22 protein-coding genes are annotated in these 23,958 nt (G+C 65.2%); 6 read left to right on the forward strand and 16 right to left on the reverse strand.

The window, feature by feature from the left end:
* Positions 1–8: 8 nt before the first annotated feature.
* Both Q0799_RS00565 and Q0799_RS00570 read right to left on the reverse strand, forming a co-directional pair.
* The gene (locus Q0799_RS00565; RefSeq protein WP_298393102.1) at positions 9–2,618 is read right to left on the reverse strand and encodes a TRAP transporter permease; all 2,610 of its coding nucleotides are present in this window, start codon (positions 2,616–2,618) and stop codon (positions 9–11) included.
* A gap of 123 nt (positions 2,619–2,741) precedes the next feature.
* A complete protein-coding gene (locus Q0799_RS00570; RefSeq protein ID WP_028995482.1) occupies positions 2,742–3,710 on the reverse strand; it encodes a TAXI family TRAP transporter solute-binding subunit in 969 nt (322 codons plus the stop codon).
* Between the two features lie 232 nt (positions 3,711–3,942).
* On the opposite strand from Q0799_RS00570, the gene Q0799_RS00575 reads away from it, so the two are divergent.
* Both Q0799_RS00575 and Q0799_RS00580 read left to right on the forward strand, forming a co-directional pair.
* On the forward strand, positions 3,943–6,162 hold the full coding sequence (locus Q0799_RS00575; RefSeq protein ID WP_298393106.1) for a bifunctional (p)ppGpp synthetase/guanosine-3',5'-bis(diphosphate) 3'-pyrophosphohydrolase: 2,220 nt from the start codon (positions 3,943–3,945) through the stop codon (positions 6,160–6,162).
* Positions 6,163–6,180: 18 nt separating this feature from the next.
* A complete protein-coding gene (locus tag Q0799_RS00580; RefSeq protein ID WP_028995484.1) occupies positions 6,181–6,360 on the forward strand; it encodes a DUF5668 domain-containing protein in 180 nt (59 codons plus the stop codon).
* 6 nt (positions 6,361–6,366) lie between these two features.
* Here Q0799_RS00580 and Q0799_RS00585 read toward each other — a convergent pair whose 3' ends face one another.
* Entirely contained in the window at positions 6,367–6,870 is a 504-nt protein-coding gene (locus Q0799_RS00585; RefSeq protein WP_298393109.1) for a TlpA disulfide reductase family protein, read from the reverse strand.
* 181 nt (positions 6,871–7,051) lie between these two features.
* Here Q0799_RS00585 and Q0799_RS00590 point away from each other — a divergent pair, with 181 nt between their 5' ends.
* Genes Q0799_RS00590 through Q0799_RS00600 form a run of 3 tightly spaced genes read left to right on the forward strand, consistent with a single transcriptional unit; the run spans position 7,052 to position 8,581 of the window.
* Positions 7,052–7,507: a hypothetical protein gene (locus Q0799_RS00590; RefSeq protein WP_298393111.1), complete on the forward strand. Its 456-nt coding sequence runs from the start codon at positions 7,052–7,054 to the stop codon at positions 7,505–7,507.
* A gap of 2 nt (positions 7,508–7,509) precedes the next feature.
* Positions 7,510–8,109, forward strand: a complete 600-nt coding sequence (locus Q0799_RS00595; RefSeq protein ID WP_298393113.1) for an SCO family protein — start codon at positions 7,510–7,512, stop codon at positions 8,107–8,109.
* Positions 8,110–8,119: 10 nt separating this feature from the next.
* Positions 8,120–8,581 (forward strand): copper chaperone PCu(A)C, encoded by a 462-nt coding sequence (locus Q0799_RS00600; protein ID WP_298393115.1) that lies wholly within the window; start codon positions 8,120–8,122, stop codon positions 8,579–8,581.
* 58 nt (positions 8,582–8,639) lie between these two features.
* Here Q0799_RS00600 and Q0799_RS00605 read toward each other — a convergent pair whose 3' ends face one another.
* From Q0799_RS00605 to Q0799_RS00640, 8 genes are all read right to left on the reverse strand, one after another.
* Positions 8,640–8,999, reverse strand: a complete 360-nt coding sequence (locus Q0799_RS00605) for a Na+/H+ antiporter subunit G (RefSeq protein WP_298393117.1) — start codon at positions 8,997–8,999, stop codon at positions 8,640–8,642.
* A gap of 9 nt (positions 9,000–9,008) precedes the next feature.
* Positions 9,009–9,278 carry a K+/H+ antiporter subunit F gene (locus Q0799_RS00610; RefSeq protein ID WP_298393119.1) on the reverse strand — a complete coding sequence of 90 codons (270 nt, stop codon included), beginning with the start codon at positions 9,276–9,278 and terminating at the stop codon, positions 9,009–9,011.
* Positions 9,275–9,802, reverse strand: a complete 528-nt coding sequence (locus Q0799_RS00615) for a Na+/H+ antiporter subunit E (RefSeq protein WP_298393121.1) — start codon at positions 9,800–9,802, stop codon at positions 9,275–9,277. Before Q0799_RS00615 ends, Q0799_RS00610 begins: the two co-directional genes overlap by 4 nt.
* A complete protein-coding gene (locus tag Q0799_RS00620; protein ID WP_298393123.1) occupies positions 9,802–11,331 on the reverse strand; it encodes a monovalent cation/H+ antiporter subunit D in 1,530 nt (509 codons plus the stop codon). The genes Q0799_RS00615 and Q0799_RS00620 overlap by 1 nt, the downstream gene beginning before the upstream one ends.
* Complete coding sequence (locus Q0799_RS00625) at positions 11,328–11,696, reverse strand: Na+/H+ antiporter subunit C (RefSeq protein ID WP_298393125.1); 369 nt, start codon at positions 11,694–11,696, stop codon at positions 11,328–11,330. The genes Q0799_RS00620 and Q0799_RS00625 overlap by 4 nt, the downstream gene beginning before the upstream one ends.
* A 1-nt stretch (position 11,697) precedes the next feature.
* The gene (locus tag Q0799_RS00630) at positions 11,698–14,544 is read right to left on the reverse strand and encodes a monovalent cation/H+ antiporter subunit A (protein ID WP_298393127.1); all 2,847 of its coding nucleotides are present in this window, start codon (positions 14,542–14,544) and stop codon (positions 11,698–11,700) included.
* A gap of 181 nt (positions 14,545–14,725) precedes the next feature.
* Positions 14,726–15,256, reverse strand: coding sequence for a response regulator (locus tag Q0799_RS00635; protein ID WP_298393129.1), 531 nt, complete (start codon positions 15,254–15,256; stop codon positions 14,726–14,728).
* Positions 15,253–16,515, reverse strand: a complete 1,263-nt coding sequence (locus Q0799_RS00640; RefSeq protein WP_298393131.1) for an ATP-binding protein — start codon at positions 16,513–16,515, stop codon at positions 15,253–15,255. Before Q0799_RS00640 ends, Q0799_RS00635 begins: the two co-directional genes overlap by 4 nt.
* Before the next feature lie 124 nt (positions 16,516–16,639).
* Here Q0799_RS00640 and Q0799_RS00645 point away from each other — a divergent pair, with 124 nt between their 5' ends.
* Positions 16,640–19,894 carry an EAL domain-containing protein gene (locus Q0799_RS00645; protein WP_298393132.1) on the forward strand — a complete coding sequence of 1,085 codons (3,255 nt, stop codon included), beginning with the start codon at positions 16,640–16,642 and terminating at the stop codon, positions 19,892–19,894.
* Here Q0799_RS00645 and Q0799_RS00650 read toward each other — a convergent pair.
* The 5 genes from Q0799_RS00650 to Q0799_RS00670 are packed head-to-tail and all read right to left on the reverse strand — an operon-like array spanning position 19,891 to position 23,952.
* Positions 19,891–21,201: a M18 family aminopeptidase gene (locus Q0799_RS00650; protein ID WP_298393135.1), complete on the reverse strand. Its 1,311-nt coding sequence runs from the start codon at positions 21,199–21,201 to the stop codon at positions 19,891–19,893. The two genes, Q0799_RS00645 and Q0799_RS00650, sit on opposite strands and share 4 nt — an antisense overlap.
* Positions 21,198–22,076: an alpha/beta fold hydrolase gene (locus Q0799_RS00655; RefSeq protein WP_298393137.1), complete on the reverse strand. Its 879-nt coding sequence runs from the start codon at positions 22,074–22,076 to the stop codon at positions 21,198–21,200. The genes Q0799_RS00650 and Q0799_RS00655 overlap by 4 nt, the downstream gene beginning before the upstream one ends.
* A 4-nt stretch (positions 22,077–22,080) precedes the next feature.
* Positions 22,081–22,800: a DNA polymerase III subunit epsilon gene (gene dnaQ / locus Q0799_RS00660; RefSeq protein ID WP_298393139.1), complete on the reverse strand. Its 720-nt coding sequence runs from the start codon at positions 22,798–22,800 to the stop codon at positions 22,081–22,083.
* Positions 22,797–23,246, reverse strand: coding sequence for a ribonuclease HI (gene rnhA, locus Q0799_RS00665; protein WP_298393141.1), 450 nt, complete (start codon positions 23,244–23,246; stop codon positions 22,797–22,799). The genes dnaQ and rnhA overlap by 4 nt, the downstream gene beginning before the upstream one ends.
* Entirely contained in the window at positions 23,236–23,952 is a 717-nt protein-coding gene (locus tag Q0799_RS00670; RefSeq protein WP_298393555.1) for a methyltransferase domain-containing protein, read from the reverse strand. Before Q0799_RS00670 ends, rnhA begins: the two co-directional genes overlap by 11 nt.
* Between the last annotated feature and the right edge of the window lie 6 nt (positions 23,953–23,958).

Consider the following 23,958-nt stretch of genomic DNA (forward strand, 5'->3'; position numbering starts at 1 on the left):
GGTTGCGTTCAGGCCGGCGTTGCCGCGGCGCTTTCGCGTTCGCGGCGGGCGCGCTGCATGAACCAGACCAACGCCAGCAACATCAGCGTCGGGATGAAGATCCATTCCTTGTCCGGCCGGCCCGGGTTGGGTACCTCGATATGCTTGAGGTTGAACCCTTGCTCAAGACCGAGCTTTTCCGCCGGGCTGCCGAAGCGTACCGCGGCGACCTGGACCTGGTCGCCCAGCGACATCACGGTCAAGCCCATGCGGCCGAGGCGTTCGCTGGCCTTGCCCGGTTCGCCGAGCGACAGCAGTACGCCCTTGGTGATCTCCTTGCCTTCCAGCGTCAGTCCTTCGACCCAGACGCGCAGTTTGGCGTTGCGCGGGGCTTCCTCGACCAGACGGGTGAGTTCGGTCGGTGCCACTTCCTCGAACGGCGGATAGATCATGTCCATCCAGAAACCGGGGCGGAACAGGCTGAAGGTGACCAGCAACAGCAACAGCGTTTCGTGGATGCGGTTGCGGGTGACGAAGAAGCCCTGCGTTGCCGCCGCGAACATCAGGCTGGCCAGCGTCGCACTGCCGATGGTCAGGAACAGGTGGAAGGCGTCGGTGATGCCGATCAGCAGCAACTGTGTGTTGAAGATGAACATGAATGGCAGGATTGCCGTCCGCGCGCTGTAGCCGAAGGCGGTGAAGCCGGTCTTGATCGGGTCGCTCTTGGCGATACCGGCGGCAGCGTAGGAGGCGAGGCCGACCGGCGGCGTCACGTCGGCCATCAGACCGAAGTAGAAGACGAACAGATGGACGGCGATCAGCGGCACGAGCAGGCCGGTTTGTGCGCCGAGTTCGACGATCACCGGGGCCATCAGCGTCGACACGACGATGTAGTTGGCGGTGGTCGGCAGGCCCATGCCGAGGATCAGCGAGATCAGCGCGACCAGCACCAGCATGACCATCAGGTTGCCGCCGGACAGCAGTTCGACAAGTTCGGTCATGGCCAGGCCGACGCCGGTCAGCGTCACGGTACCGACGATGACGCCGGCCGTGGCGGTGGCGATGCCGATGCCGATCATGTTGCGGGCACCGGTGACCAGGCCGTCGAAGAGGTCCTTGAAGCCCTGGCGACCGGCGGCGACAAACTCGCCCTGGCCGCGGAAGAAGGCGAACAGCGGCCGCTGGGTGACCAGGATGAACATCAGGAACAGCGTCGCGTAGAACGCCGACAGCGCGGGCGAGAGTTGTTCGACCATCAGGTTCCAGACCAGCGCGGCGACCGGCAGCAGGAAGTGCAGGCCGGACTTCAGCGTCGGCCCGATTTCCGGCAGGTATTCCATCTTCTCGTCCGGCTTGTCCATGTGCAGTTCCGGATAGCGGGCGGCAAAGCGGACGATGGCGATGTAGGCACCGAGCATCAGCAGACCGACGATGAAGAAGGCGGCGTCGCCGGCCAGATCCTTGATCCAGCCAAAACCGAAGTAGATGATCGCCGACAGGATGACCAGACCGGAGACGGTCATCAGCGTCGAGGTCATGGCTTTCTGCCAGGGCAGCGGTTCGCGTCGCGGCAGGCCCTGCAGCTTCATCTTCAGGGCTTCCAGGTGCACGATGTAGAACAGTGCGATGTAGGAAATCAGCGCCGGGACCAGTGCGTGCTTCATCACTTCGACGTAGGAGATGCCGACGTATTCGACCATCAGGAAGGCGGCGGCACCCATCACCGGCGGCATGATCTGACCGTTGACCGACGACGAGACTTCGACCGAGGCCGCCTGGTCGGCGCGGTAGCCGACGCTCTTCATCAAGGGGATGGTGAAGGTGCCGGTGGTCACGACGTTGGCGATCGACGAGCCGGAAATCAGGCCGGTACTGGCCGAAGCGACCACCGCGGCCTTGGCCGGGCCGCCCTTCATGTGGCCGAGCAGGGCAATCGCCGACTTGATGAAGTAATTGCCGGCGCCGGCCGTTTCGAGCAGCGCGCCGAAGAGCACGAAGAGGAAGATGAAGCTGGCCGAAACACCGAGCGCCACGCCGAAGACGCCTTCGGTGGTCAGCCAGATGTGGCTCATGCCCTTGGCCAGCGAGGCGCCGCGGTGGGCGATGACATCGGGCATGTACTGGCCGAAGAAGATGTAGATCAGGAAGCAGATGGCGAGGATCACCATCGGCAGGCCGAGTGCGCGGCGGGCGGCTTCGAGCAGCAGGATCAGGCCGACCACGGCGACGGCCAGGTCGAGGTCGGTGGGCATGCCGGGGCGTTGCGCCAGCTCGTTGTAGAACAGGAACAGGTAACTGGCGCAGAAGGCCGCGACGGCAGCAAGCAGCCAGTCGATGGCCGGCACGTAGGCGCGCGGCGAACGTTTCCACGCCGGGTAGGCGGCAAACGCGAGGAAGACGGCGAAACCGAGGTGGATGGCGCGCGACTGGGTATCGTTGAGGACGAAAATGCCGAGCGAGAAGGGTAGTGGCGAGGCAATCCATAATTGGAACAGCGACCAGGCCAGGGCGATGGCGACCAGCAGCTGGGCGGCGATGCCGGTCGGTTTTCGACCGCCGGTATCGGCTTCGGCGACGATTTGCTTGAGCTGTTCTTCGCTCAGTTCATGAATGGTGTCTTTTTTGTCCGAGCTTGTCATGCTGCGGTTCCCCCAGAATTTCGGGCTGATGTAAACGCAGCAAGACGCCAGCGGCGCCTTGCTGTAGGTGTTTCACTGGCCGGCATCGTCAGGACGCCCGGACGACATCGGCCTCGGGTCGGATTACATCCAGCCCTTTTCCTTGTAGTACTTGACCGCGCCGTTGTGCAGCGGGGCCGACAGACCGTCCTTGATCATCGTCTTCGGATCGAGGTTGCCGAAAGCCGGGTGCAGCTTCTTGAACTCTTCGAAGTTCTCGAACACGGACTTGACCAGCGTGTAGACGACCTCGTCCGGTACCTTGGCCGACGAAACGATGCTGGCGACGACGCCGAAGGTCGTGGTCGGGTTCGGGTTGTTGGCGTACATGCCGCCCGGGATGGTGGCCTTGGCGTAGTACGGATAGGTGGCGATCAGCTTGTCGACACCGGGGCCGGTGACATTGACCAGCTTGGCGCCGCAGGTCGTGGTGACGTCCTGGATGTTGGCGGCCGGGTGGCCGACGACGAAGGCGAAACCGTCGATCTTGTTGTCGCACAGGGCGGCGCCGTGCTCGTCAGGCTTCAGTTCGGAAACCAGCGAGAAGTCGGCGTTCTTCATGTTGATCGCCGGCAGCAGGACTTCCATGGTGGCGCGCTGGCCGGAGCCGGGAACACCGATGTTGAAACGCTTGCCCTTGAAGTCCTCGAACTTGGCGACGTTGGCTTCCTTGCGCGAGGCGATGGTCAGCGGCTCCGGATGCAGCGCGAAGACGGCGCGCAGGTCGCCCATCGCACCGCCGTCCTTGAACTGGTTCAGGCCCTTGACGGCGTTGAACTGGACGTCGGATTGCGAGACGCCGAAATCGAGTTCGCCGGCCTTGATGGTATTGACGTTGTAGACCGAGCCGCCGGTGCTTTCGACCGAACAGCGGATGCCGTGCTTGGCGCGGTCCTTGTTCATCAGGCGGCAGATGGCGCCGCCGGCCGCGTAATAGACACCGGTGACGCCGCCGGTACCGATGGTGACGAATTTCTGCTGGGCTTGTGCCGGGGTGGCACCGAGCGTGCCGATGATGGCCAGAGAGGCGGCCAGTGCGGTGATTTTCTTCATGTTTTCTCCTTACGGGTGACGTAAAAGGTTTGTCTCTTGATGCCGCTTCGGCTTGTGGCCATGGGCAAGTCGGCCGATGCGGGGCACAACGTCGTTCACGGTCCCACAGAATACGGGGGTGGGGGAGTAGGGTAAACCCCGATTTTCCCGGTGCTGAACATTCTTGTGACAGTCTGTAAGCACGCTTCCCGGTCTCTGTCTTTCCTGATGACTGAGACCTATAATTGCGCCCATGGTTTCCGTCGCCCATTCTGTCGCTGCACAAAGCGATTTCGAGCAATTTCTTGCCATTCTTGCGGCGGGTCTGCCGGCCGCCGATGTTCAGCGTCTGCACGACGCCGTCACCTATGCCTGGGAAGCCTACGGCGACCGGACGCTGGGCAGTGGCGAGCGGGTCTGGTCGCATGCCCTGGGCATGGCCATCATCATCGCCGGCCTCAAGCTCGACGTCGAGTCGCGCATCGCCGCCGTGCTCTTTGCCATTCCCGCGCAGGATGAACACGGTGTTGCCACCATCGAGGAGAAGTTCGGCAAGCCGGCGGCGCATCTGGTTCATGGCATTTCCCGGTTGAACCGTTTGCGGCCGATTGCCAAGGGCTTCGTCGCAGTCGATATCGAAGCCGGCGAGAGCAACCCGGCGGAAATGCGTGCCCAGGTCGAAGTGTTGCGCAAGATGCTGCTGGCCATGGTCGAGGATATCCGCGTCGTCCTGCTGCGCCTGGCCAGCCGGACGCAAACCCTGCGTTTCTATGCGGCCAATCCGGACGAACTGCGCGTCCAGGTGGCACGCGAGACACTGGAACTCTATTCGCCGCTGGCCAACCGGCTGGGGGTCTGGGAACTGAAATGGGAGCTGGAGGACCTGTCCTTCCGCTTCATCCATCCCGACATCTACAAAACCATCGCCAAGCAGTTGGATGAAAAGCGCAGCGAGCGCGAGTCCTTCATCAACGATGCGGTCGACCGGGTACGCAGCGAACTGGCCGAGGCCGGCATCACCAACGCCGAAATCTACGGCCGGCCGAAGCACATCTTCAGCATCTGGAACAAGATGCGCAAGAAAGGCGTCGATTTCTCCGAGGTCTACGACGTGCGCGCGCTGCGCATCATCGTCGACGACGTCAAGGACTGCTATACCGCGCTGGGCATCGTGCATAACCTGTGGGCGCCGATTTCCAAGGAGTTCGACGATTACATCTCGAATCCCAAGGGCAATCACTACCGTTCGCTGCATACGGCGGTGCATTGCCCGGACGGGCGCAGCCTGGAAATCCAGATCCGCACCTGGGAAATGCACAAGCACGCCGAACTCGGCGTGGCCGCGCACTGGCGCTACAAGGAAGGCAGCAAGGCGCCGGGCGCCGATGCCTACGACGAGAAGATCGCCTGGCTGCGCCAGCTGCTGACCTGGAAGAACGAGGTCGCCGACAGCTCCGACTGGGTCAATCACTACAAGCAGGCGGCGCTCGACGAGACCATCTACGTGATGACGCCGCAGGGTCGGGTGGTCGACCTGCCGTCGGGGTCGACACCGGTCGATTTCGCTTACCGCGTGCATACCGACCTCGGCCACCGCTGCCGCGGCGCCAAGGTGAACGGCCAGTTGCTGCCGCTCAACACGCCGCTCGAAACCGGCCAGCAGGTCGAGATCCTGACCGCCAAGCTGGGCGGACCGTCGCGCGACTGGCTGAATCCGGCGCTCGGCTACATCCACACCAAGAGTGCGCGGACCAAGGTGCGCAACTGGTTCTCGACCCTGGCGCTGGAAGAAACGCTGGCCGAAGGGCGGGCGGTGGTCGCCAAGGAATTGCAGCGTGCCGGCCAGACCGGTGCCAATGTCGAGGAACTGGCGCGCAAGCTCGACTTCGCCAAGGCCGACGACCTGTACATCGCGGCTGCCCGTGGCGACCTCAACCAGCGTCAGTTCCAGTCGGTGGTCCGCGGCGACGCCTCGCTCGAGGCGCTGGTGCCGGATACCGTCGAAGCCAAGCCGCGCAAGCCGGTCGAAGGCAATCAGGGCATCCTCATCGTCGGCGTCGACAAGCTGCTGACGCAACTGGCGCGCTGCTGCAAGCCGGCGCCGCCGGATGAAATCCAGGGCTTCATCACGCGCGGCAAGGGGATTTCCATTCACCGCGCCGATTGCAGCAATTTCGCCAATCTCGCCGCCCTGCATCCGGAACGGGTCATCGAAACCGACTGGGGCACCGAGACCACCGGTGTCTTTGCCTGCGACATCGTCGTCGACGCGCACGACCGTCAGGGTCTGCTGCGCGACATCTCGGAAATCTTCGCCCGCGAAAAACTCAATGTCGTCGGCGTCAATACGCAATCGCGGCAGGGTAATGCGCACATGAGCTTTACCGTCGAAATCACCAATCTGCGCCACCTGCAGCGCACGCTGGCCTTGATTCACGAGGTCGAGGGCGTGGTCGGCGTGCGGCGCGCCTGATACCGGGAGTCAGCAAGCATGAAGGGAAACATCGCGGCCATCGTGCTGATACTGGTTGGCGTTGTCGCGCTGGGGTCGAACCTCGACCTTTTTCACGTCAATATCTTCACCCTGCTCAGTACCTGGTGGCCGCTGATTCCGATTGGCGTCGGCATCGCCATGCTGGTTTCGCCGGACGGCCGCAAAGGCCGCGAGTAGGCGATTTCAGGGCGCCAGCAGACGGGGGGCGACGGCGTCGAGATCGCGCTGACGGAGCAGGCCGATCTTGTGGCCGACCACGCGTCCGCGGCGGTCGATGAACAGCGTGTAAGGCAGGCCGCCGGTCGGGTTGCCGAGCGTGCGCATCAGCCGGGTACCTGCGCTGCCGCCGGCCAGGAACACCGGGTAGCGGATCGGGAAGTCGCGGGCAAAGGCCTTGACGCCGTCGGCTTCGCTCGTGTCCTCGACGGCGATGCCCAGAACCTCGATCTTGCCGCCGTGGTGCTTGCGGAATTCATTGAGTTCCGGAATCTCGGCGCGACAGGGCGGACACCAGCGGGCCCAGAAATTGACCACCAGGGGCTTGCCCCGGTAAGCCGTCATGGCCACCGGCTTCTCGTCCGGGTCGATCAGGTTCGCGGCAAAGAAAGGCGCACTGTCAGGCGCCTCCTGGGCCGAAACCAGGACGGCGGAGAGGCTGAGGAGGAGTGCGGCAAGCAGCTTTTTCACGGGCGTTGTGCGGGCTGGGATCGGTGGGCGGGCTGAATATTAGCATTGTGCGATCTTGTCGCGGTGTCTGCGACATTATGTCGCACCTTGGTCGCTAGCGGGCATGCCACAATGCCCGCCGTGACTGAAAGGCTGTCGATGCCCGACAATGTCGGCTTCGGCCACCTCTGGAAAGAACCTAGTGAACAGGAAAATCCTCATCGATCTCGTCGGCGTGCTGCTCATCGGCCTGATCGTTCTCGTCGGTTACAAGTTGTCGCCGCTGTTGTTGCCCAAGGCCGACCTGACGGTCGAGCCTGACCCGGCGTGCAGCCTGCAGGAAGGACCGTGTTCGGTCAGCCTGCCGGACGGCGGCATGCTGCGTTTCTCGGTCGGTACGCGGCCGATTCCCATGGTCAAGCCGTTCGAACTGCGGGTCGAGGCAGCCGGTATCCGCAATGTCAGCGTCGATTTCGCCGGCGTCGATATGGACATGGGCTACAACCGCCCGCAATTGGCCGAGCGGTCGCCGGGGGTGTTCACCGGCGAGGCGACGCTGCCGGTGTGCGTCACCGGGCGCATGACCTGGCAGGCGACCCTGCTGCTCGAAACCTCGACGGCGCGCGTGGCCATCCCTTTCCGCTTTGTCACGGGGTAAGCATGTCGAACCGTTTCCTGGTCGCCGTGATTGTCGTTCTGCTCAGCCTGCTGGTCGGTCTCGGCCTGTTCTGGAAACCGGCGTCGGTACCGCCGCCGGTTGACCTCAATCCTCTGCCGCCGGGGGGCGATTTCGTGCTTCAGTCGGCCAACGGGCCGGTGGCCCTGCGCGATTACCGTGGCCGCGTGTCCGTCCTGTATTTCGGCTACACCTTCTGCCCCGATATCTGCCCGACCAACCTGACCGCCCTGAGTGGCGGCATGGCGCTGCTGACGCCGGCGGAGCGCGAAAAACTGGCGGTTTTCTTCATTTCCGTCGACCCGCAGCGCGATACGCCTGAACATCTGAAAACCTATGTTGAGTTCTTCGACCGGCAGATGATCGGGGTGACCGGTTCGCCCGCTGAAATCGCCGAACTGGCCGGGCGCTATGGCGTCTTCTACGCCGCGCAGCCGGCCGAGACGGCCGGTGACGGCTATGTCGTCGATCATTCGGCCGAAAGTTTCGTCGTCGGCGCCGACGGCCGTCTGCTTGCCCGCCTGGCCCACGATACGCCGCCCGAGCAGGTGGCTGCACTGATCCGTCAATATCTACCTAAGTGAGGAGCATCGCATGAAACGCCTGTCCGTCCTTGTTGCCGCCCTGAGCCTGTCCGGTGCCGCTTTTGCCGGCGCGGCCGATGCCGTCGTCGTGCACGAACCCTATGTCCGCCTGGCGCCGCCGAATGCCCAGGCAACCGGCGCCTTCATGGTGTTGAAGAATACCGGCGAACGCGAGGTCAAGCTGGTCAAGGCCGACAATCCGGCTTCCCAGTTGACCGAGTTGCATAACCACATCAACGACAACGGTGTGATGCGCATGCGCCAGGTGCCGGAAATCGTCATCCCGGCCAAGGGCGAAGCCGTCCTCAAGCCGGGTAGCCTGCATGTCATGATGATCAACATGAAGGCACCGCTCAGCGAAGGGCAGGTCGTGCCGATCACGCTGACGTTTGACGACGGCAGCAGCAAGCAGGTCGAGGTCAAGGTGGTGAAGACGATGCCGGCGGCCATGCCGATGAAGCACGCGCACTGAGCCGGCACCTGCCAAAAAAAATGCCCCGCTGGCCGGGGCATTTTTACGTCCGGGTTTGTCAGTGCCGCTCGCTGCCGGTGTCGAAGGTCGACCAGTCGCGTTTTTCCGGATGTGGCAGATCCTTGGGTTGCTGGCTGTGCAGCCAGGCCTTGGACATGAAGTGAGCGGTCAGCGGCGCGGTCAGGAAGAGGAAGAGCGAGATCAGCAGTTCGTGGATCGACAGCGTTCCGTTGAGCGCCAGAAAATAGACCATCGAGGCGATCAGTGCACCGCCGACGCCCAACGTCGTTGCCTTGGTCGGGGCATGCAGGCGGCTCATCAGGTCGGGCAGCTTGACCAGCCCCCATGAGCCGACCAGCGCAAAGCTCGCGCCGACGACGATGAGCGCGGCAACCAGCAGTTCGTTGATGAATTCCATGCGCTTTCCTTATTCGATGACGTCGCCGCGCAGGATGAACTTGCAGTAGGCGACGGTGGAGATGAAACCGAACATGGCCAGCAGCAGGGCGGCCTCGAAATACATCGTGCTGCCGGTCTGGATGCCGTAGACGATGATCAGGGCAATGATGTTGATGACCATGGTGTCGACGGCCAGGACGCGGTCGGTGCTGCTCGGGCCCTTGAACAGCCGCCACAGGTTGAGCAGCAGGCCGAGGCTGATGGCGACGTAGGCGTAGTAGATGGCGTATTCGATCATGGGAAGATCTCCTGCAGCCGGGCTTCGTAGCGTTCCTTGATCTCGCGCACGGTCGCCTCCGCATCGGGGGCGTCGAGGCAATGTACCAGCAGCGCCCGGCCGTCGGCCGACAGGTCGCAACTGACCGTGCCCGGCGTCATGGTGATGGTGCCGGCGAGGACGGTGATGGCTTCCGGGTTGGTCAGGCTCAAGGGCACGACGACCCAGCGGGTATGCAGGCTCGCCACCGGTCGGAAGATGATGATGCGGGCGACCTGGAGGTTGGCCGTGACGATGTCGCCGATGACCAGGAGGATGTAGCGCAGCGCCTTGCCGTAGTGGCGGATTTTCGGACGATCCGGCCAGAAGCTGCTGGTCAGGCGCGGAATGGCGATGCCGAGGACCAGGCCGACCAGCAGGCCGCCGGCCGAGAAACTGTTGATCAGCAGCAGCCAGATCAGCGTCAGCGTCAGGCTGAGGAGCGGATGCGGAAACCAGCGGCGGAGCAGCGGCGGTCGCGCCGTCTGGGCATGGGCGTGGGCCATCAGAGCAATCCTCCTGGCAGTACGGTGTTGCCGAGCACGGCTTCAATGTATTGGTGCGTGGCGAAAACCTGTTCGGCGGTGGCGTCGAGATAGGTGGTCAAGGGGCCGGCGAACAGGGTCAGCGCGACGCAGCCGGCGAGCAGCAGGCCGATGGCAATCAGCGACAGGCTGTTGCTTTGCGCATGCTCCGGGAAACTGCCGGGTTCGCCGGTGCTCTTCCAGAACAGCGTGCTGCCGGCCCGGCCGAAGCCGATGATGGCGATCAGCGAAGTGCCAAGCACCAATGTCCAGATGACGGCGGCGTGAACGCTGTCGAGGGCAGCGTCGAGCATCAGCAGCTTGCCGATGAAGCCTGACAGCGGCGGCATGCCGGTGGCGGCAATGGCGGCGATGAAAAAAGACCCGGCCAGCAGCTTGAGTTGCGTGAATCCCGGGGCGACCGACAGGCCATCCTCGTGGCCGGGGCGGCGGCGTGCGACGAGATCGGCGATCAGGAACAGGACAGCGCCGGCCAGGGTCGAGTGCAGCAGGTAGTACAGCGCGGCCGACAGTGCAATCGGCGTGAACAATGCGACGCTGGTCAGCAACAGGCCCATCGATCCGATCACCGCGAAGCCGGCGAGTTGCCCCAGGCGGCGCGCGGCGAGCACGCCGGTCATGCCCAGGACCAGGGTCAGCAACGCCGCCGGCAGCAGCCAGGGCGCCGCCAGCCAGGTGGCGGCGCCGGCGTCGGCGCCAAAGGCCAGGATGTAAAGGCGGATCACGCAGTAGGCGCCGACCTTGGTCATGATCGCGAACAGCGCGGCGACGGCGGCCGGTGCGTTGGCATAGGTGCCGGGCAGCCAGAAATGCACCGGTATCAGTGCCGCCTTGACGCAGAAGACGAGCAGCAGCAGCAATGCGCCGGCCTGCAGCAGCGCCTGATCGCCGGCAGGGATGTGCGGCACCTTGACTGCCAGATCGGCCATGTTCAGCGTGCCGGTGACGGAATAGATCATGCCTACCGAGATCAGGAACAGCGTCGAACCGACCAGGTTGATGGCCACGTACTGGACGCCGGCCTTGACCCTGGCCGGGCCGCCGCCATGAACCATCAGTCCGTAGGAGGCGATCAGCAGCACTTCGAAGAAGACGAACAGGTTGAAGAAGTCGCCGGTCAGGAAGGCACCGTTGATGCCCATCAACTGGAACTGGTAGAGCGCATGGAAATGCCGGCCTTCACGGTCGCTGCCGTCGATGGCGAAGAACAGCACGGCCAGTGCGAGGACGGCGGTAAGGACAAGCATCATCACCGACAGGCGGTCGGCGACGAGGACGATGCCGAAAGGCGCCACCCAGTTGCCGAGTGCGTAGGTCAGGATGGTGCCGTCGCTGACCATGGCGGTCAGCGCCAGTGCGATGCCGAGCAAGGCAACGGTCGAGGCAATCGAAAAGATGCGGGCGAGCACCATGTCGTGCCGAGCGCCCATCAGCAGGATGGGGGCCATGATGGCCGGCAGGACGATGGGGGCGATGATCCAGTGGTTCACGCGCGGCCCTCCGTCGTTTCGCGATTCTCCGCCGGGACGGGTTTGTCCTGGCCATCGACATGATCGCTGCCGCTCTCCAGGAAACTACGCAGTGCCATGACCACGATCACCGCGGTCATGCCGAAGGAAATCACGATGGCCGTCAGGACCAGTGCCTGCGGCAGCGGGTCGGTGTAAGCCACGACATCCGGCGAGATGACCGGTGGCTGGTTGAGGACCAGACGACCGGTGGCGAACAGGAACAGGTTCGTCGCATACGAGAGCATGGTCAGCCCGAGCACGACAGGCCAGGTCCGGGCGCGCAGGGCCAGATAAACACCGGCGGCGGTGAGCAGGCCGATGGCGGTGGAAAGGAGAAATTCCATGTCAGTGCCCTCCCGGCGTCTTGACGCTCAAATCAGGTTCCATCGGCCCCTCCTGGGGCGGGGGCGCTTCGGCCAGGCCGCCGATGCGCGACAGGTTGGCCAGCGCCAGCATGGTGGCACCGATGACGGTGAGGAAAACCCCGGTATCGAACGCCATCGCCGACGCCAGTTCGAATTCGCCGATGACGGGCAGATGGAAATGGCCGAAGGTGCTGGTCAGGAAGGGGTGGTCGGCGAGCCAGGAAACGATGCCGGTGGCGGCGGCAATCAGCACGCCGATACCGATCAGGGCGTGGTAATCGATCTTCATCCGTTGCGCCGCCCAGCTGTAGCCGCTGGCCATGTACTGCATGATCAGCGCGATGGCGACGACCAGGCCGGCGATGAAGCCGCCGCCGGGCACGTTGTGACCGCGCAGGAAGATGAAGGCGCCGACCATCAGCGCCAGCGGCAGCATGACGCGGGTGGCAACCACCAGCATCAGCGGGTGACGGTCGGCGGCGCGCGCCTGGTCAGGCACCCAGGCGGCCAGCTTGCGGCCGACGGCGCCACGGGTGGCACCGTCGAGCAGGGCATAGATGGCGAGCGCGGCGATGCCGAGGACGATGATCTCGCCGAAGGTATCGAAGCCCCGGAAATCGACCAGAATGACGTTGACCACGTTGGTGCCGCCGCCACCGGGGACGGACTGCTCCAGATAGTAGCCGGACAGCGTCGAGCCATCGCGGCTGGTAATTGCCCAGGCCGCGCCGCCGACACCGATGCCGGCCAGGGCGGCGATCACGCCGTCGCGCAGGCGCCGGCCGCCGCTGCTTTCGACCGGCGTTTCCTTGGGCAGGAAATTGAGCGCCAGCAGCATCAGGATGACGGTCACGACTTCGACCGAAATCTGCGTCAGTGCGAGGTCGGGTGCCGACAGATAGACGAAGGTCAGCGACACGACCATGCCGACGACGCCGATGGCGATCAACGACACCAGGCGCTGGCGGTGCAGGGCAACCAGGGCGATGGTGGCACCGACCAGCAGCAGCCAGACGACGATGGCGACCGGTGCGGCCGGTAGCAGTTCGCGCTGACCCGGTGCATGGCTGGCGGCGGCAAAGGCGCCGAAACCGACGACCACGGCGGCGCCGATGGCGAAGGCCAGATGCCGCTGCAGCGAACCGTTGTGCAGGCCATGGGTGATTTTCTGTGCCAGGCTGACGGCGGCGGCGATCAGCGCCTGGAACATGGCCTTGGCTTCCGGGTGCGGGCCGGCCGACCACAGCTTGCGCACCTTGATGTAGCCAGCAAGCAGGCCCAGACCGACGGCGACGGCAATCGCGCTCATGCCCAGTGCCGGTGTCAGGCCGTGCCAGATGGCCAGGTGGTAGTCCGGCAGCGGCCCGCCGATGACGGCGCCGGCAACGGTGGCGACCAGCGGGCCGGCGATGGTCGCCGGAAACAGGCCGATCAGCACGACCAGGACGACCAGCAGGGCCGGCGGTCCCCACATGCCGAACGGCGGGTCGTGCGGATGCCGAGGCGTTGTGCCGGCCGGCTTGCCGAAGTAGACATGGACGATGTAGCGGAACGAATAGGCGACCGAGAAGCATGCCGCCAGCGTCGCCAGTGCCGGCACGATCCAGTCGTTGCCGAGCCAGGCCGTGTGCGCGGCTTCCTCAAGCATCATTTCCTTGGACAGGAAACCGTTGAGCAGCGGCAGGCCGGCCATCGACGCGGCAGCGATGGTGGCCAGGGTGCCGGCGATCGGCATCAGTGTCATTAGGCCGCCGAGTTTCCGGATGTCGCGGGTGCCGGTTTCGTGGTCGACGATGCCGGCGTTCATGAACAGCGCCGCCTTGAAGGTGGCGTGGTTGAGGATGTGGAAGACGGCGGCGACGGCGGCCATCGGCGACCCGAGGCCGAGCAGGAAGGTGACCAGGCCGAGGTGGCTGACCGTCGAGAAGGCGAGCAGGCCCTTGAGATCGTCCTTGAAAAGCGCGATCCAGGCGCCGATCAGCATGGTGATCAGGCCGGTGGTGGCAACCAGGTAGAACCACTCGTCGGTACCGGCGAGTACCGGCCACAGGCGCGCCATCAGGAACAGGCCGGCCTTGACCATGGTTGCCGAGTGCAGGTAGGCGGACACCGGCGTCGGTGCGGCCATCGCGTGCGGCAGCCAGAAATGGAAGGGGAATTGCGCGCTCTTGGTGAAACAGCCGCCGAGAATCAGCAGCAGCGCCGGCAGGTAGAGCGGCGAAGCCTGGATCGCTTCCTTGTGCTGCAGGATCATCGACAGGTCGTAGGAACCGGCGATGTGGCCGAGGATCAGCATGCCGGCGATCATCGACAGGCCGCCGGCGCCGGTCACGGTCAGCGCCATGCGCGCGCCCTGGCGGCCTTCCGGCAGGTGTTTCCAGTAGCCGATGAGCAGGAAGGACGACAGGCTGGTCAGTTCCCAGAAGATCAGCAGTAGCAGGATGTTGTCCGACAGCACGATGCCGACCATGGCGCCCTGGAAGAGCAGCAGGTAGCTGTAGAAGCTGCCCATCGGATCTTCCTTGGCCAGATAGAAGCGGGCGTAGGCGATGATCAGCAGGCCGATGCCGAGGATCAGGCTGGCGAAGAAGAAGCCCAGGCCGTCGAGGAAGAAATTGACGTTGAGGCCGAGTTGGGGAACCCATTCCCAGCGCGCCTGCAGCACTTCGCCGCGGAACACGGCCGGCGCATGCGTCATCAGCAGCAGGAAGGCGAGCAGCGTGACGGTGAAGGTGCTGGTCGCACAGGCGTTTCGCCCGGCACGAATCATCAGCGCAGGGAGGATGGCCCCGAGGAAGGGGAGAATGACAATCAGGGCAAGGCTCATGGGCTCACGATCCGGAGGACACGGGGTTGGAACGGTACGACTGCGGGGGTGAGGAGACCACGGTCAGGCTGTGGAAGGGGCAGTATAAGCGGCAGCTTCTTGATTCGCCAACACTGTGACGGGTAAGAAACGTTTCGGTTTTTACGGATTGATTAATTCGATGATCCGTAAACAGCTTGCGTCAGGCGCGTACCGGATGCTTGGCCAGCTTGCGTTGCAGCGTGCGTCGATGCATTTTCAGGGCGCGTGCCGTGGCCGAAATATTGCCGTCGTTTTCCGTCAGCACGCGCTGGATGTGCTCCCATTCCAGGCGATCGACCGACAGGGGCTCTTCCGGCGTGCTCAGGGCTTCAGACGGCATTTCGTCGGCAAAGGCGGCAAGGATGGCTTCGATTTCCACCGGCTTGGTCAGGTATTGCGTGGCCCCGCGCTTGACCGCCTCGACGGCGGTGGCGATGCTGCCGTAGCCGGTCAGGATGACGATGCGCATGCTCGCATCGATGTCGAGCAGGCGCGGAATCAACAGCAGGCCGGACATGCCGCCCAGGTTGAGGTCGAGTACCGCACGCCGGACGCCGTGGTCGCGGGCCAGGCGCAGGGCTTCGTCGCCGTCGACCGTGCCGATGGCCGGCAGGCCGCGCCGGGTCAGCGTACGTACCAGGATGCCGTTGAAGGTCGGGTCGTCGTCGATGACCAGGATCGGAGGCGTCATGGGTTTTCTGCAATGGGCAGGACGATGCGGGCCAGGGCGCCGCCGTCGTCGGGGTTGCTCAACTCCAGCCGGCCGCCGAGCTGGCCGATGGCGGTGGCGGTCAGCATCAGGCCGACGCCGCTGCCGCCCTCGTGCGCCGGCAGTTCCTGCCGGCCGCCGAGTGCCAGCACCGCCGGCGGAAAGCCGGGACCCCGGTCGCGGATGGCAATGCTCAGATTCTGCCGGTCCCAGTTCAGGGTGATTTCCAGCGTCTGCGGGCAGGCGTTGGCGGCATTGTTGAACAGGTTGAGCAGGGCCTGTTCCAGGCGCGGGTCGATGGCGATCTGCGGTGCCGGTCCGGCGCTGCCGACGACCAGCTTGCTGCTCGTCTGCGGGCGCAACGCATGCCATTTCTGGCGTAGGCGGTCGAGCCAGCGGTCGCAGGCTTGCTGCTCCGGGGTGTCGTTCCGGGCAGCGTCGGCGCGCCGGGCCAGGCCGCCGACGATTTCCTTGCAGGCGGCGATCTGCTGGCGCAGCAGGGCCAGGTCTTCCCTGACGGCTTCCGGCAGCTGCCGGAAGCCGGCCAGTTCGCCGACGATCAGCGACATCGTCGCCAGCGGCGTGCCCAGTTCGTGTGCGGCACCGGCGGCCAGCGTGCCCATCGCGGTCACCCGCTCGTCGCGCAGGGCCTGTTCCCGGGCCTCGGCCAGTTCGGCGTCGCGGTCGCGGATCAACTGGCTCATGCGCAGGATGATCCAGCCGATCAGGATGGCCGAGACGGTGAAGGTCAGCCACATGCCGATCAGGTGTAACTGGGTGGCCCGGCTGACATCGGTGATCGGCAGCGGCAGGTAGAACAGCATCAACAGCGAGTAGGCGAGAATGGCTGCGCCGCCGACCAGGGTCACCAGATGGCGCGGCAGGCCGAGTGCGGCGATGGCCACCGGCGGCAGCAGCAGCGAGACCAGCGGGTTGGTGGCGCCGCCGCTGAAGAACAGCAGCGCCGACAGGGTGCAGATGTCGAGCAGCAGCTGGCTGAACAGCTCATGCGCCGTGGCCGATTGCTGGCGGCCGGCGTGCCGGTGGCCGAGCGCATTGAGCACGGCGGCGACGGCCAGGATGGCAAGCATCGCCGGCTGCGGCAGGACGAGATCGAGCAGGCCGGGAGCGATCAGCACGGTCAGCGCCATCAGCGCCAGCATGGCCCAGCGCAGCGCGAACAGGCGGCGCAGATTGACCAGGTACTCCTTGCTGTCGGCGGCGTGATAGAGAATCGGCATCGCCGAATTATCGGCGATTTGCGGCGCGCTGCGTTATGCTCTGCTGCGTCAGATTGTCGCAGGGGGGCGCTCGTCGGACGCCTATAATCTCCTGCAGCTCATGCACAACTGTTACAGGTTCTCGATGTCTGGTTTCTTGCGCGGCAATTTGCTGCTCGCCCTGATTTATGCGCTGACCGGCTGGCTGGCGTTGCAGATTGCCGTACCGCCGGGGTACGCGGCCCCGCTGTTCCCGCCTGCCGGGATCGCGCTGGCCGCCATGCTGGTCCATGGTCCGCGCAGCCTGCCCGGCATTTTCTTCGGTTCGCTGGCCGTGCAGATCGCGGCCGCCATGCAGAGCGGTTTCAGCGGCAACGTCTGGCCGATGCTCGCGCTTTCAGCCGCCGGCGCAACCTTCCAGGCGTGGTTCGGCTATCGCCTGGCACTGCGCCTGCTTGGGCGCAACAACCCGCTCGACAGCCAGGAGAGCATCCTCGCCTTCATGCTGGTCGTCGCGCCCGTCGGTGCGCTGATCAGCCCGTCGGTGGGCACCCTCGCGATTTACCTGATGCAGGGGATCGCGCCCAACGACGCAGCCTTCACCTGGATGAACTGGTGGGCCGGCGATACGCTCGGCGTGCTGATCATGGTGCCGCTGCTGATGGTCTTTTTCGGCCAGCCGGCCGCCGACTGGCGCAGCCGCCGCCTGAACGTGGCGGTACCGATGCTGATCGCGCTGGCCGTTCTCGCGGCCACCTTCATCCAGGTCAGCAGTTGGGAGGAGCGGCGTCTGCAGTCCCGGGTCAATCGCGATGCCGGACACATGGCCAGCCTGGTGCGCAAGCGCCTCGACGCACAACTTGACCAGATGCAGGCCCTGGAGCGTCTGGCTACCGTGCATCCGGCACTCGACGCGGTGACCTGGCGGGAATTCGTCACGCCTTTGCTCGAGCGCTATCCGGGAACGCAGAATTTCGGCTGGAGCCCGCTGGTGACCGAGGCCCGGCGGCCGGCTTTCGAGCGTGCGGTACGCGCTTCGGGCATCCCGGATTTCGCCATTCTCGGGCGCGACCCCTCGGGGCGAACCTACGTCGTCGAGTCGCGTGCCGAGTACCTGCCCATCCTGTTCGTCGAACCGCTGGCCAGCAATCGCAGCGTCGTCGGTCTCGACCCGCTGGTGCTCGAACAGACGGCAATCGCCGCCCGGCGCACCCGGGAAAGCCGGTTGCCGGTGGCCTCGGCTTCGATCCGTCTGGTTCAGGAAAAGGGCGAACAGCGCGGTGTCGTGGTCTATCACGCCGTGTTCTCAGGTTCTCCGGCGCGTCAGGTCGGCATGATCTCGGGGGTGTTCCGCATGGACGACGCCCTCAACGCCACGCTGGGCCGCGAGATGGAGAAGGGGCTGGAGCTTTGCCTGATCGATCATGACGCCCAGGGGCAGCGGCTGTTCGGTCCGGGGGGCTGCGAGCGGCCGGAATGGCTGGCGCGGCGCATGCATTGGCAGGATACGGTGGATTTCGCCGGACGCAGCTGGCAGCTGAAAATTGCCGCTACCGATACCTATCTGGTGAATCTGCGAAGCTGGGGCGTGTGGTTGACGCTGGCCATCGGCCTGTTGACCACGGCGGTGCTGGGCGCCTTCCTGTTGCTGACCAGCGGCCGCGCGCGGCGCGTCGAACGCCTGGTCGACGAGCGTACCCAGCAACTGGCCGACGCCGGTCGCCAACTGGTCGAGCAGCAGGAGGAACTGGTCCAGGCGCAGCGCATTGCCCGGCTGGGCAGTTGGGAAATCCTGCCGGGTAGCGACGAATGCCATTGTTCGGAGGAACTGCGCAGGATCATGCGCTTGTCCGAACACGGACGGATCGTTTCTGACGACCTGTTGAACCGGGTGCATCCGGACGACCGGGCCAGCCTGCAGCGGGCGCTGGAACAACTCGCCGAGGCCCCGGGGCAGGCGGCTTTCGATTGCCGTCTGGCGGTCTCGGGGGCGATCGGCACCCGCCTGCATTTCCGCATCGAAAGCGATCAGCGCGCCGGTGGCGGCGTGCGCATCCGCGGTACCGCACAGGACGTGACGGCGGCCCGCGCCGCCGAGGAACACATCGCCTTCCTCGCCCACTACGATGTGCTGACCGGTCTGCCCAACCGTACCCAATGGAACGAACGGGCGCATCAGGAATTGCGCAACGCCTCGCGTCTGAGCGAGGGCCTGGCAGTACTGTTCCTCGATCTCGATCATTTCAAGTCGGTCAACGATTCGCTTGGCCATCCGGTCGGCGATCAGCTGCTGTCCGGCGTCGCCCGCCGCTTCTCAGCCTGCCTGCGCGAGAACGACTTCCTGGCCCGCCTGGGCGGTGACGAGTTCGTCGTCCTGCTGCCGCATCTCGAACATCCGGAGACCGCCGCCGTGGTCGCCCGCAAGCTGATTTCCGCGCTGCAGGCGCCGATGTCCATCGAGGGCCATGAACTGACCGTGTCGACCAGCATCGGCATCGCCGTATTCCCCAGTGACGGGGAGGACGTCAGCACGCTGCTCAAGCACGCCGACGTCGCGATGTACTGCGCCAAGGACCAGGGGCGCAATACCTATCACTATTTCAAGCCGGAAATGGACGTGCATGCGCTCGAGCGCCTGATGCTCGAAAACGCGCTGCGGCGGGCCATCGAGCGCCATGAACTGGTGCTGCATTACCAGCCGCAGGTCGGTGCCGACGACAGTCGCATGGTCGGCTGCGAAGCGCTGGTGCGCTGGCAGCATCCGGAACTCGGCCTGCTGCAACCGGTCCAGTTCATCGGCGTGGCCGAGGAAAGCGGCCTGATCCTGCCGCTCGGCAACTGGGTGCTGGCGACCGCGGCGCGACAACTTGCCGCCTGGCAGGCCCGGGGACTGGACCTGCTGATGGCGGTCAATATCTCCGCCCTGCAGTTCCGCCAGAGCGGTTTCGTCGATGACGTCCGCCGCATCCTGGCCGATACCGGTGCCGACCCGGCCGGCCTGGAACTGGAACTGACCGAAAGCGCGCTGATGCAGCCGACGCCGGAAGTGCTGGCGCGCATGAACCAGTTGCGCGAGCTCGGCATCCGCCTGGCACTGGACGATTTCGGCACCGGCTATTCCAGCCTCTCCTACCTCAAGCGCTTGCCGATCCGCCGCCTCAAGCTCGACCGCAGTTTCGTCAAGGATGTACCCGGCGATCAGGAAGACGTGGCGATTGCCATGGCCACCCTGTCACTGGCCCGCGACCTGGGCATGGACGTGGTGGCCGAGGGCGTCGAAACCGAGATCCAGCGGCAATTCCTCGCCGAACGCGGCTGCCCGGTGATGCAGGGCTACCTGTTCAGCCGGCCGCTGCCGGCCGACGAACTGCGGCGCTGGATGGACGAACGCGGCGTCTAGAGCCGGAAGGCGCCGGTCATGGCGGCGATCATGTCGGCATGGTCGATGACGCCGGCGCTTTCGCGGATGCTGTGCATGGCCCACATCGGCGCGCCGACATCGACGCTGGGGATGCCCAGGCGGGCGGCGACGATGGGGCCGATGGTGCTGCCGCAGCCGAGATCGGTGCGATGCGCGTATTGCTGGCAGGGGACGCCGGCCTGTTCGCAGATGGCCATGAACAGCGCCGCCGTGTCGGCGCCCGTGCTGTAGCGCTGGTTGCAGTTGTGCTTGATCACCGGGCCGGCATTGACCAGGACCCGGTGCCCGGGTTCGTAGGCCGACGGGAAGTTCGGGTTCCAGGCATGGGCCATGTCGGCGCTGATGAAGTAGCTGCGGGCAAGCAGGCGGCGCAGGTCTTCGCCGTCGAGGGCGAAGTTGCCGGCGAGCCGCTGCAGCACGTCGCCGACCAGGCTGCCACCGGCGCCGGCGGCGCTTTCCGAGCCGACTTCCTCGTGGTCGAAGAGGGCGACCAGGCAGGTCTGGCTGGGATGGTCTACCGCCAGCAATGCGCTCAGCGCGGCGTGGCAGGAGGCCAGGTTGTCGAGCTGGCTGTTGGCGATGAATTCGCCGTCAGCGCCCCAGAAGCTGCCTTTCTGCGTGTCGCAGGCGGCCAGTTCCCAGGTCATCAGGTTTTCCGGGGCGACGCCCAGCGCGTCGGCCAGCGGCCGGCGGAACTGCGCGTCGGCCGTTTGCGCGTCGTCGCCGATGCCCAGCAGCAAGGGCAGTTCGGTCTGTTTATTGAATTTCAGCCCGCCTTCGTTGACCTCGCGGTTCATGTGGATGGCCAGGTTGGGCAGGCGCAGCAGCGGTTTGTCGATATGGACCAGCCGGCTTTCGATGCCGACATCGTTACGCACCATGACCCGGCCGGCCAGGCCAAGGTCGCGGTCGGCAAAGGTGGCCAGGATCGGTCCGCCATAGACTTCGACGCCGAGCCGGACCAGGCCGTTGGCATTTTCCGCCGGGCGCGGCTTCAGGCGTAGCCCGGGGGAGTCGGTATGGGCGCCGATCATGGTCAGGCCGGTCTCGGCCAGCGGCTGGCTGCCGATGGTGAAGGCGATGATCGACGAACCGCCGCGGATGACGAAATAACGGCCGCCGGCTTCCAGTTGCCAGCGATCGAATTCCTCCAGGCGGACGAAGCCGGCGGCCAGCAGGCGTTGCTTGCAGGTGGCGACGGCATGCCAGGGGCTCGGGCTGGCATCGATGAAGTCGAGCAGGTCCTGCGCCTGGGCGCGGGCGGTATCGGTCACTGGACGGGTCATGAGCGGCGTTCCGGAGTTGTGCACGCGTCTACGACGAGGTCGGCGACGCGGCGGTCGTAAAGCATGGCGAGATGGCCGATCGGCGGCAGGTCCACGTTGTGGGCGCCGGGCAGCCGTTGGTGGTCATGGGGATAGACGTAATTGTCGCAGGGATTGCAGTAGGCGATGGTCGGGACCGTCGTCTTTTCCGCCGCCATGTCGCGCAGCCAGAGGGAGTCCGGCTGCATTTCGCGGGCATTCTGGCCGACGCCGAGACGGGCGAGCTCGGTGCCGGTGTTGGGCGTTGCCAGCGTGATCAGTGCGGCGACTCGTTCGTTGCCATGGCGGGCGAGGTAGGAGCGGCAGATCAGTCCGCCCATGCTGTGACCGACCAGGGTCAGTTTCTTGGCGCCGGTCTGGCGGCAGACAGCCTCGATGCGTTCGTTGAGCAGGGGCACCATGCGGCCCATGCTGATGAAGGGCGGGAACAGGCTGACCGTGGCTACCGTGCAGCCGGCATTTTCCAGGCGCCGGCGCAGGCGGTACCAGACGCCGCGGCTGCAGCCGTAACCATGGACCAGCAGGACCACCCGACCCATCGGCGCCAGCCGGTCGGCCGGCATCCACAGGCGTTCGAAAGGCAGGACCAGCAGGAAGGTACGGATGAAGGCGAGATACTCGCCGACCATGATGCGCAGTCCCGGTTTCTGTCCGGGTGCCTGATGGCGGCGGGCCAGCAACCAGAGACCGGCATTCTGCAGCGCGCGGGCGAACAGCAGGGTCAGTATGGCGGCCAGTCCGGCGGCCGGTGCCGGCAGACCGCCCGGTCCCAGCGCCAGGTGGTAGTAGATGGCCAGTTCGGCAATCAGCCAGAGCAGCAGGGAGACGGGCAGCATGAGATCAGCCGGTGGCTTCGGCGGCGGCTTTGGGCAGCCACAGGCAGTTGCCCTTGGATTCCTTGTCGATGGCAGCCAGCACCGCGTCGTGTGCCGCCACTTCGTCGTCGCTGGCGCGTCGCACGACCAGCGGCTTGCGCTGATGGACCTTGCCGTCGGCGCCGAGCAGGGCGCGCGGCGCCTCCTCGGGTTCGATCATCAGCGCGTTCTGGCCACGGGTCATGGCCAGGTAGACCTCGGCCAGCAGTTCGGTATCGAGCAGGGCGCCGTGCAGGGTGCGGCTGGAGTTGTCGATCTCGTAGCGTTCGCACAGCGCGTCCAGGCTGTTGCGCTTGCCCGGATGCAGTTCCTTGGCTTCGCGCAGGGTGTCGATGACGCCGCTGCAGATCGTTTCGACCGGGACCCGGCCGAGCCGGTCGAGTTCGGCGTTGAGGAAGCCGAGGTCGAAGGGCGCGTTGTGGATGATCAGCTGCGCGCCGTTGATGAATTCGAGGAATTCGTCGGCGATGTCGGCGAATTTCGGCTTGTCGGCGAGGAATTCGAGCGAGATGCCGTGCACCGCCTGGGCGCCGGCGTCGATTTCGCGCTCTGGATTGATGTATTTATGCAGGTGATGCCCGGTCAGCCGCCGGTTGACCATCTCGATGCAGGCAACTTCGATGATGCGGTGGCCGTCACGCGGGTTGAGGCCGGTGGTTTCGGTATCGAGGACGATCTGTCTCATGCCGTTTCCTTCAATTCATCGATGCCGCGGTTGGCCAGCGCGTCGGCGCGCTCGTTTTCCGGGTGGCCGGCGTGGCCTTTGACCCAGATCCATTCGAGCTGGTGGCGGCGCGCCTGTTCGTCGAGCAACTGCCACAGGTCGGCGTTCTTGACCGGCTTCTTGTCGGCGGTTTTCCAGCCGTTGCGCTTCCAGCCGTGAATCCACTCGCTGATGCCCTTGAGCACGTATTGCGAGTCGCTATGCACGCGCGCCTTGACCGGGCGCTTCATCGCGTCGAGGGCGCGGATCACTGCCAGCAGTTCCATGCGGTTGTTGGTGGTGGTAGCTTCGCCGCCCCACAGTTCCTTCTCGTGACCGCCGGCGCGCAGGATGGCACCCCAGCCGCCGGGGCCGGGATTCCCGCGGCAGGCGCCGTCGGTGTAGATGTCGACGATTTCAGTCGCCATGTTGCTCCTTTTGCGCGACCGGACGCAGGGCTTTGGCGCGTACGGTCTTCTTGCGCCAGTTGGGGGTGATCAGGCGGATGCCGTGCACCCGCTTGACGGCGCGCAGCATATAGACGGCGCCGGAAAATTTCCACCAGCGGCGGCCGGCGCTTTCGGTGAAGCCCCAGCGCTGCAGCCATTTCTGCTGCTCGCAGGGCGGGGCATAGCAGCCGAAACTGCCGCGATCGACCTCGAAGCCGAGCAGCTTGAGCCAGTCCTTCAGCCGGGTCGGCGACAGGTAGCTGCCGTTCCAGGGGAAACCGCTACCGCGCCTGGCCTGCTTTTTCAGGCCCCACAGCGACAGCGGATTGAAGCCGGTGATGATCAGTTGTCCCTCGGGGATCAGGATGCGTTCGACCTCACGCAGGATCTGGTGGGGATCGTCGGCGAATTCCAGCACATGCGGCAGTACCACCAGATCGACGCTTTGCCCGGCAATCGGCAGGGCGGCCGGCGAACAGGCGATGGCGACCGATTCGCCGCTGCCGATGCGGATGCGCAGCGCCATCCGGTTGGCGCGCAGCAGGTCGCACTGTGGCAGGCCGATCTGCAGGGCGTTGAAACCGAAGATGTTGGGGACGGTCTCGTCGATCTGGCGGATTTCCCAGTCGAGCACGTAGCGCCCCTGCGGCGACGCCAGCCAGGCATCCAGTTCACGATTTGACATCCGGGC

This window comes from uncultured Azonexus sp., from assembly GCF_937982035.1.
Taxonomy (GTDB): Bacteria; Pseudomonadota; Gammaproteobacteria; order Burkholderiales; family Rhodocyclaceae; genus Azonexus.

Bases quoted from the DNA above. Each gene is read 5' to 3' on its own strand.
- Q0799_RS00565 (WP_298393102.1), bottom strand. From the start codon at position 2,618: ATGACAAGCTCGGACAAAAAAGACACCATTCATGAACTGAGCGAAGAA.
- Q0799_RS00570 (WP_028995482.1), bottom strand. From the start codon at position 3,710: ATGAAGAAAATCACCGCACTGGCCGCCTCTCTGGCCATCATCGGCACG.
- Q0799_RS00575 (WP_298393106.1), top strand. From the start codon at position 3,943: ATGGTTTCCGTCGCCCATTCTGTCGCTGCACAAAGCGATTTCGAGCAA.
- Q0799_RS00580 (WP_028995484.1), top strand. From the start codon at position 6,181: ATGAAGGGAAACATCGCGGCCATCGTGCTGATACTGGTTGGCGTTGTC.
- Q0799_RS00595 (WP_298393113.1), top strand. From the start codon at position 7,510: ATGTCGAACCGTTTCCTGGTCGCCGTGATTGTCGTTCTGCTCAGCCTG.
- Q0799_RS00600 (WP_298393115.1), top strand. From the start codon at position 8,120: ATGAAACGCCTGTCCGTCCTTGTTGCCGCCCTGAGCCTGTCCGGTGCC.
- Q0799_RS00605 (WP_298393117.1), bottom strand. From the start codon at position 8,999: ATGGAATTCATCAACGAACTGCTGGTTGCCGCGCTCATCGTCGTCGGC.
- Q0799_RS00610 (WP_298393119.1), bottom strand. From the start codon at position 9,278: ATGATCGAATACGCCATCTACTACGCCTACGTCGCCATCAGCCTCGGC.
- Q0799_RS00615 (WP_298393121.1), bottom strand. From the start codon at position 9,802: ATGGCCCACGCCCATGCCCAGACGGCGCGACCGCCGCTGCTCCGCCGC.
- Q0799_RS00625 (WP_298393125.1), bottom strand. From the start codon at position 11,696: ATGGAATTTCTCCTTTCCACCGCCATCGGCCTGCTCACCGCCGCCGGT.
- Q0799_RS00630 (WP_298393127.1), bottom strand. From the start codon at position 14,544: ATGAGCCTTGCCCTGATTGTCATTCTCCCCTTCCTCGGGGCCATCCTC.
- Q0799_RS00635 (WP_298393129.1), bottom strand. From the start codon at position 15,256: ATGACGCCTCCGATCCTGGTCATCGACGACGACCCGACCTTCAACGGC.
- Q0799_RS00640 (WP_298393131.1), bottom strand. From the start codon at position 16,515: ATGCCGATTCTCTATCACGCCGCCGACAGCAAGGAGTACCTGGTCAAT.
- Q0799_RS00645 (WP_298393132.1), top strand. From the start codon at position 16,640: ATGTCTGGTTTCTTGCGCGGCAATTTGCTGCTCGCCCTGATTTATGCG.
- Q0799_RS00650 (WP_298393135.1), bottom strand. From the start codon at position 21,201: ATGACCCGTCCAGTGACCGATACCGCCCGCGCCCAGGCGCAGGACCTG.
- Q0799_RS00655 (WP_298393137.1), bottom strand. From the start codon at position 22,076: ATGCTGCCCGTCTCCCTGCTGCTCTGGCTGATTGCCGAACTGGCCATC.
- dnaQ (WP_298393139.1), bottom strand. From the start codon at position 22,800: ATGAGACAGATCGTCCTCGATACCGAAACCACCGGCCTCAACCCGCGT.
- rnhA (WP_298393141.1), bottom strand. From the start codon at position 23,246: ATGGCGACTGAAATCGTCGACATCTACACCGACGGCGCCTGCCGCGGG.
- Q0799_RS00670 (WP_298393555.1), bottom strand. From the start codon at position 23,952: ATGTCAAATCGTGAACTGGATGCCTGGCTGGCGTCGCCGCAGGGGCGC.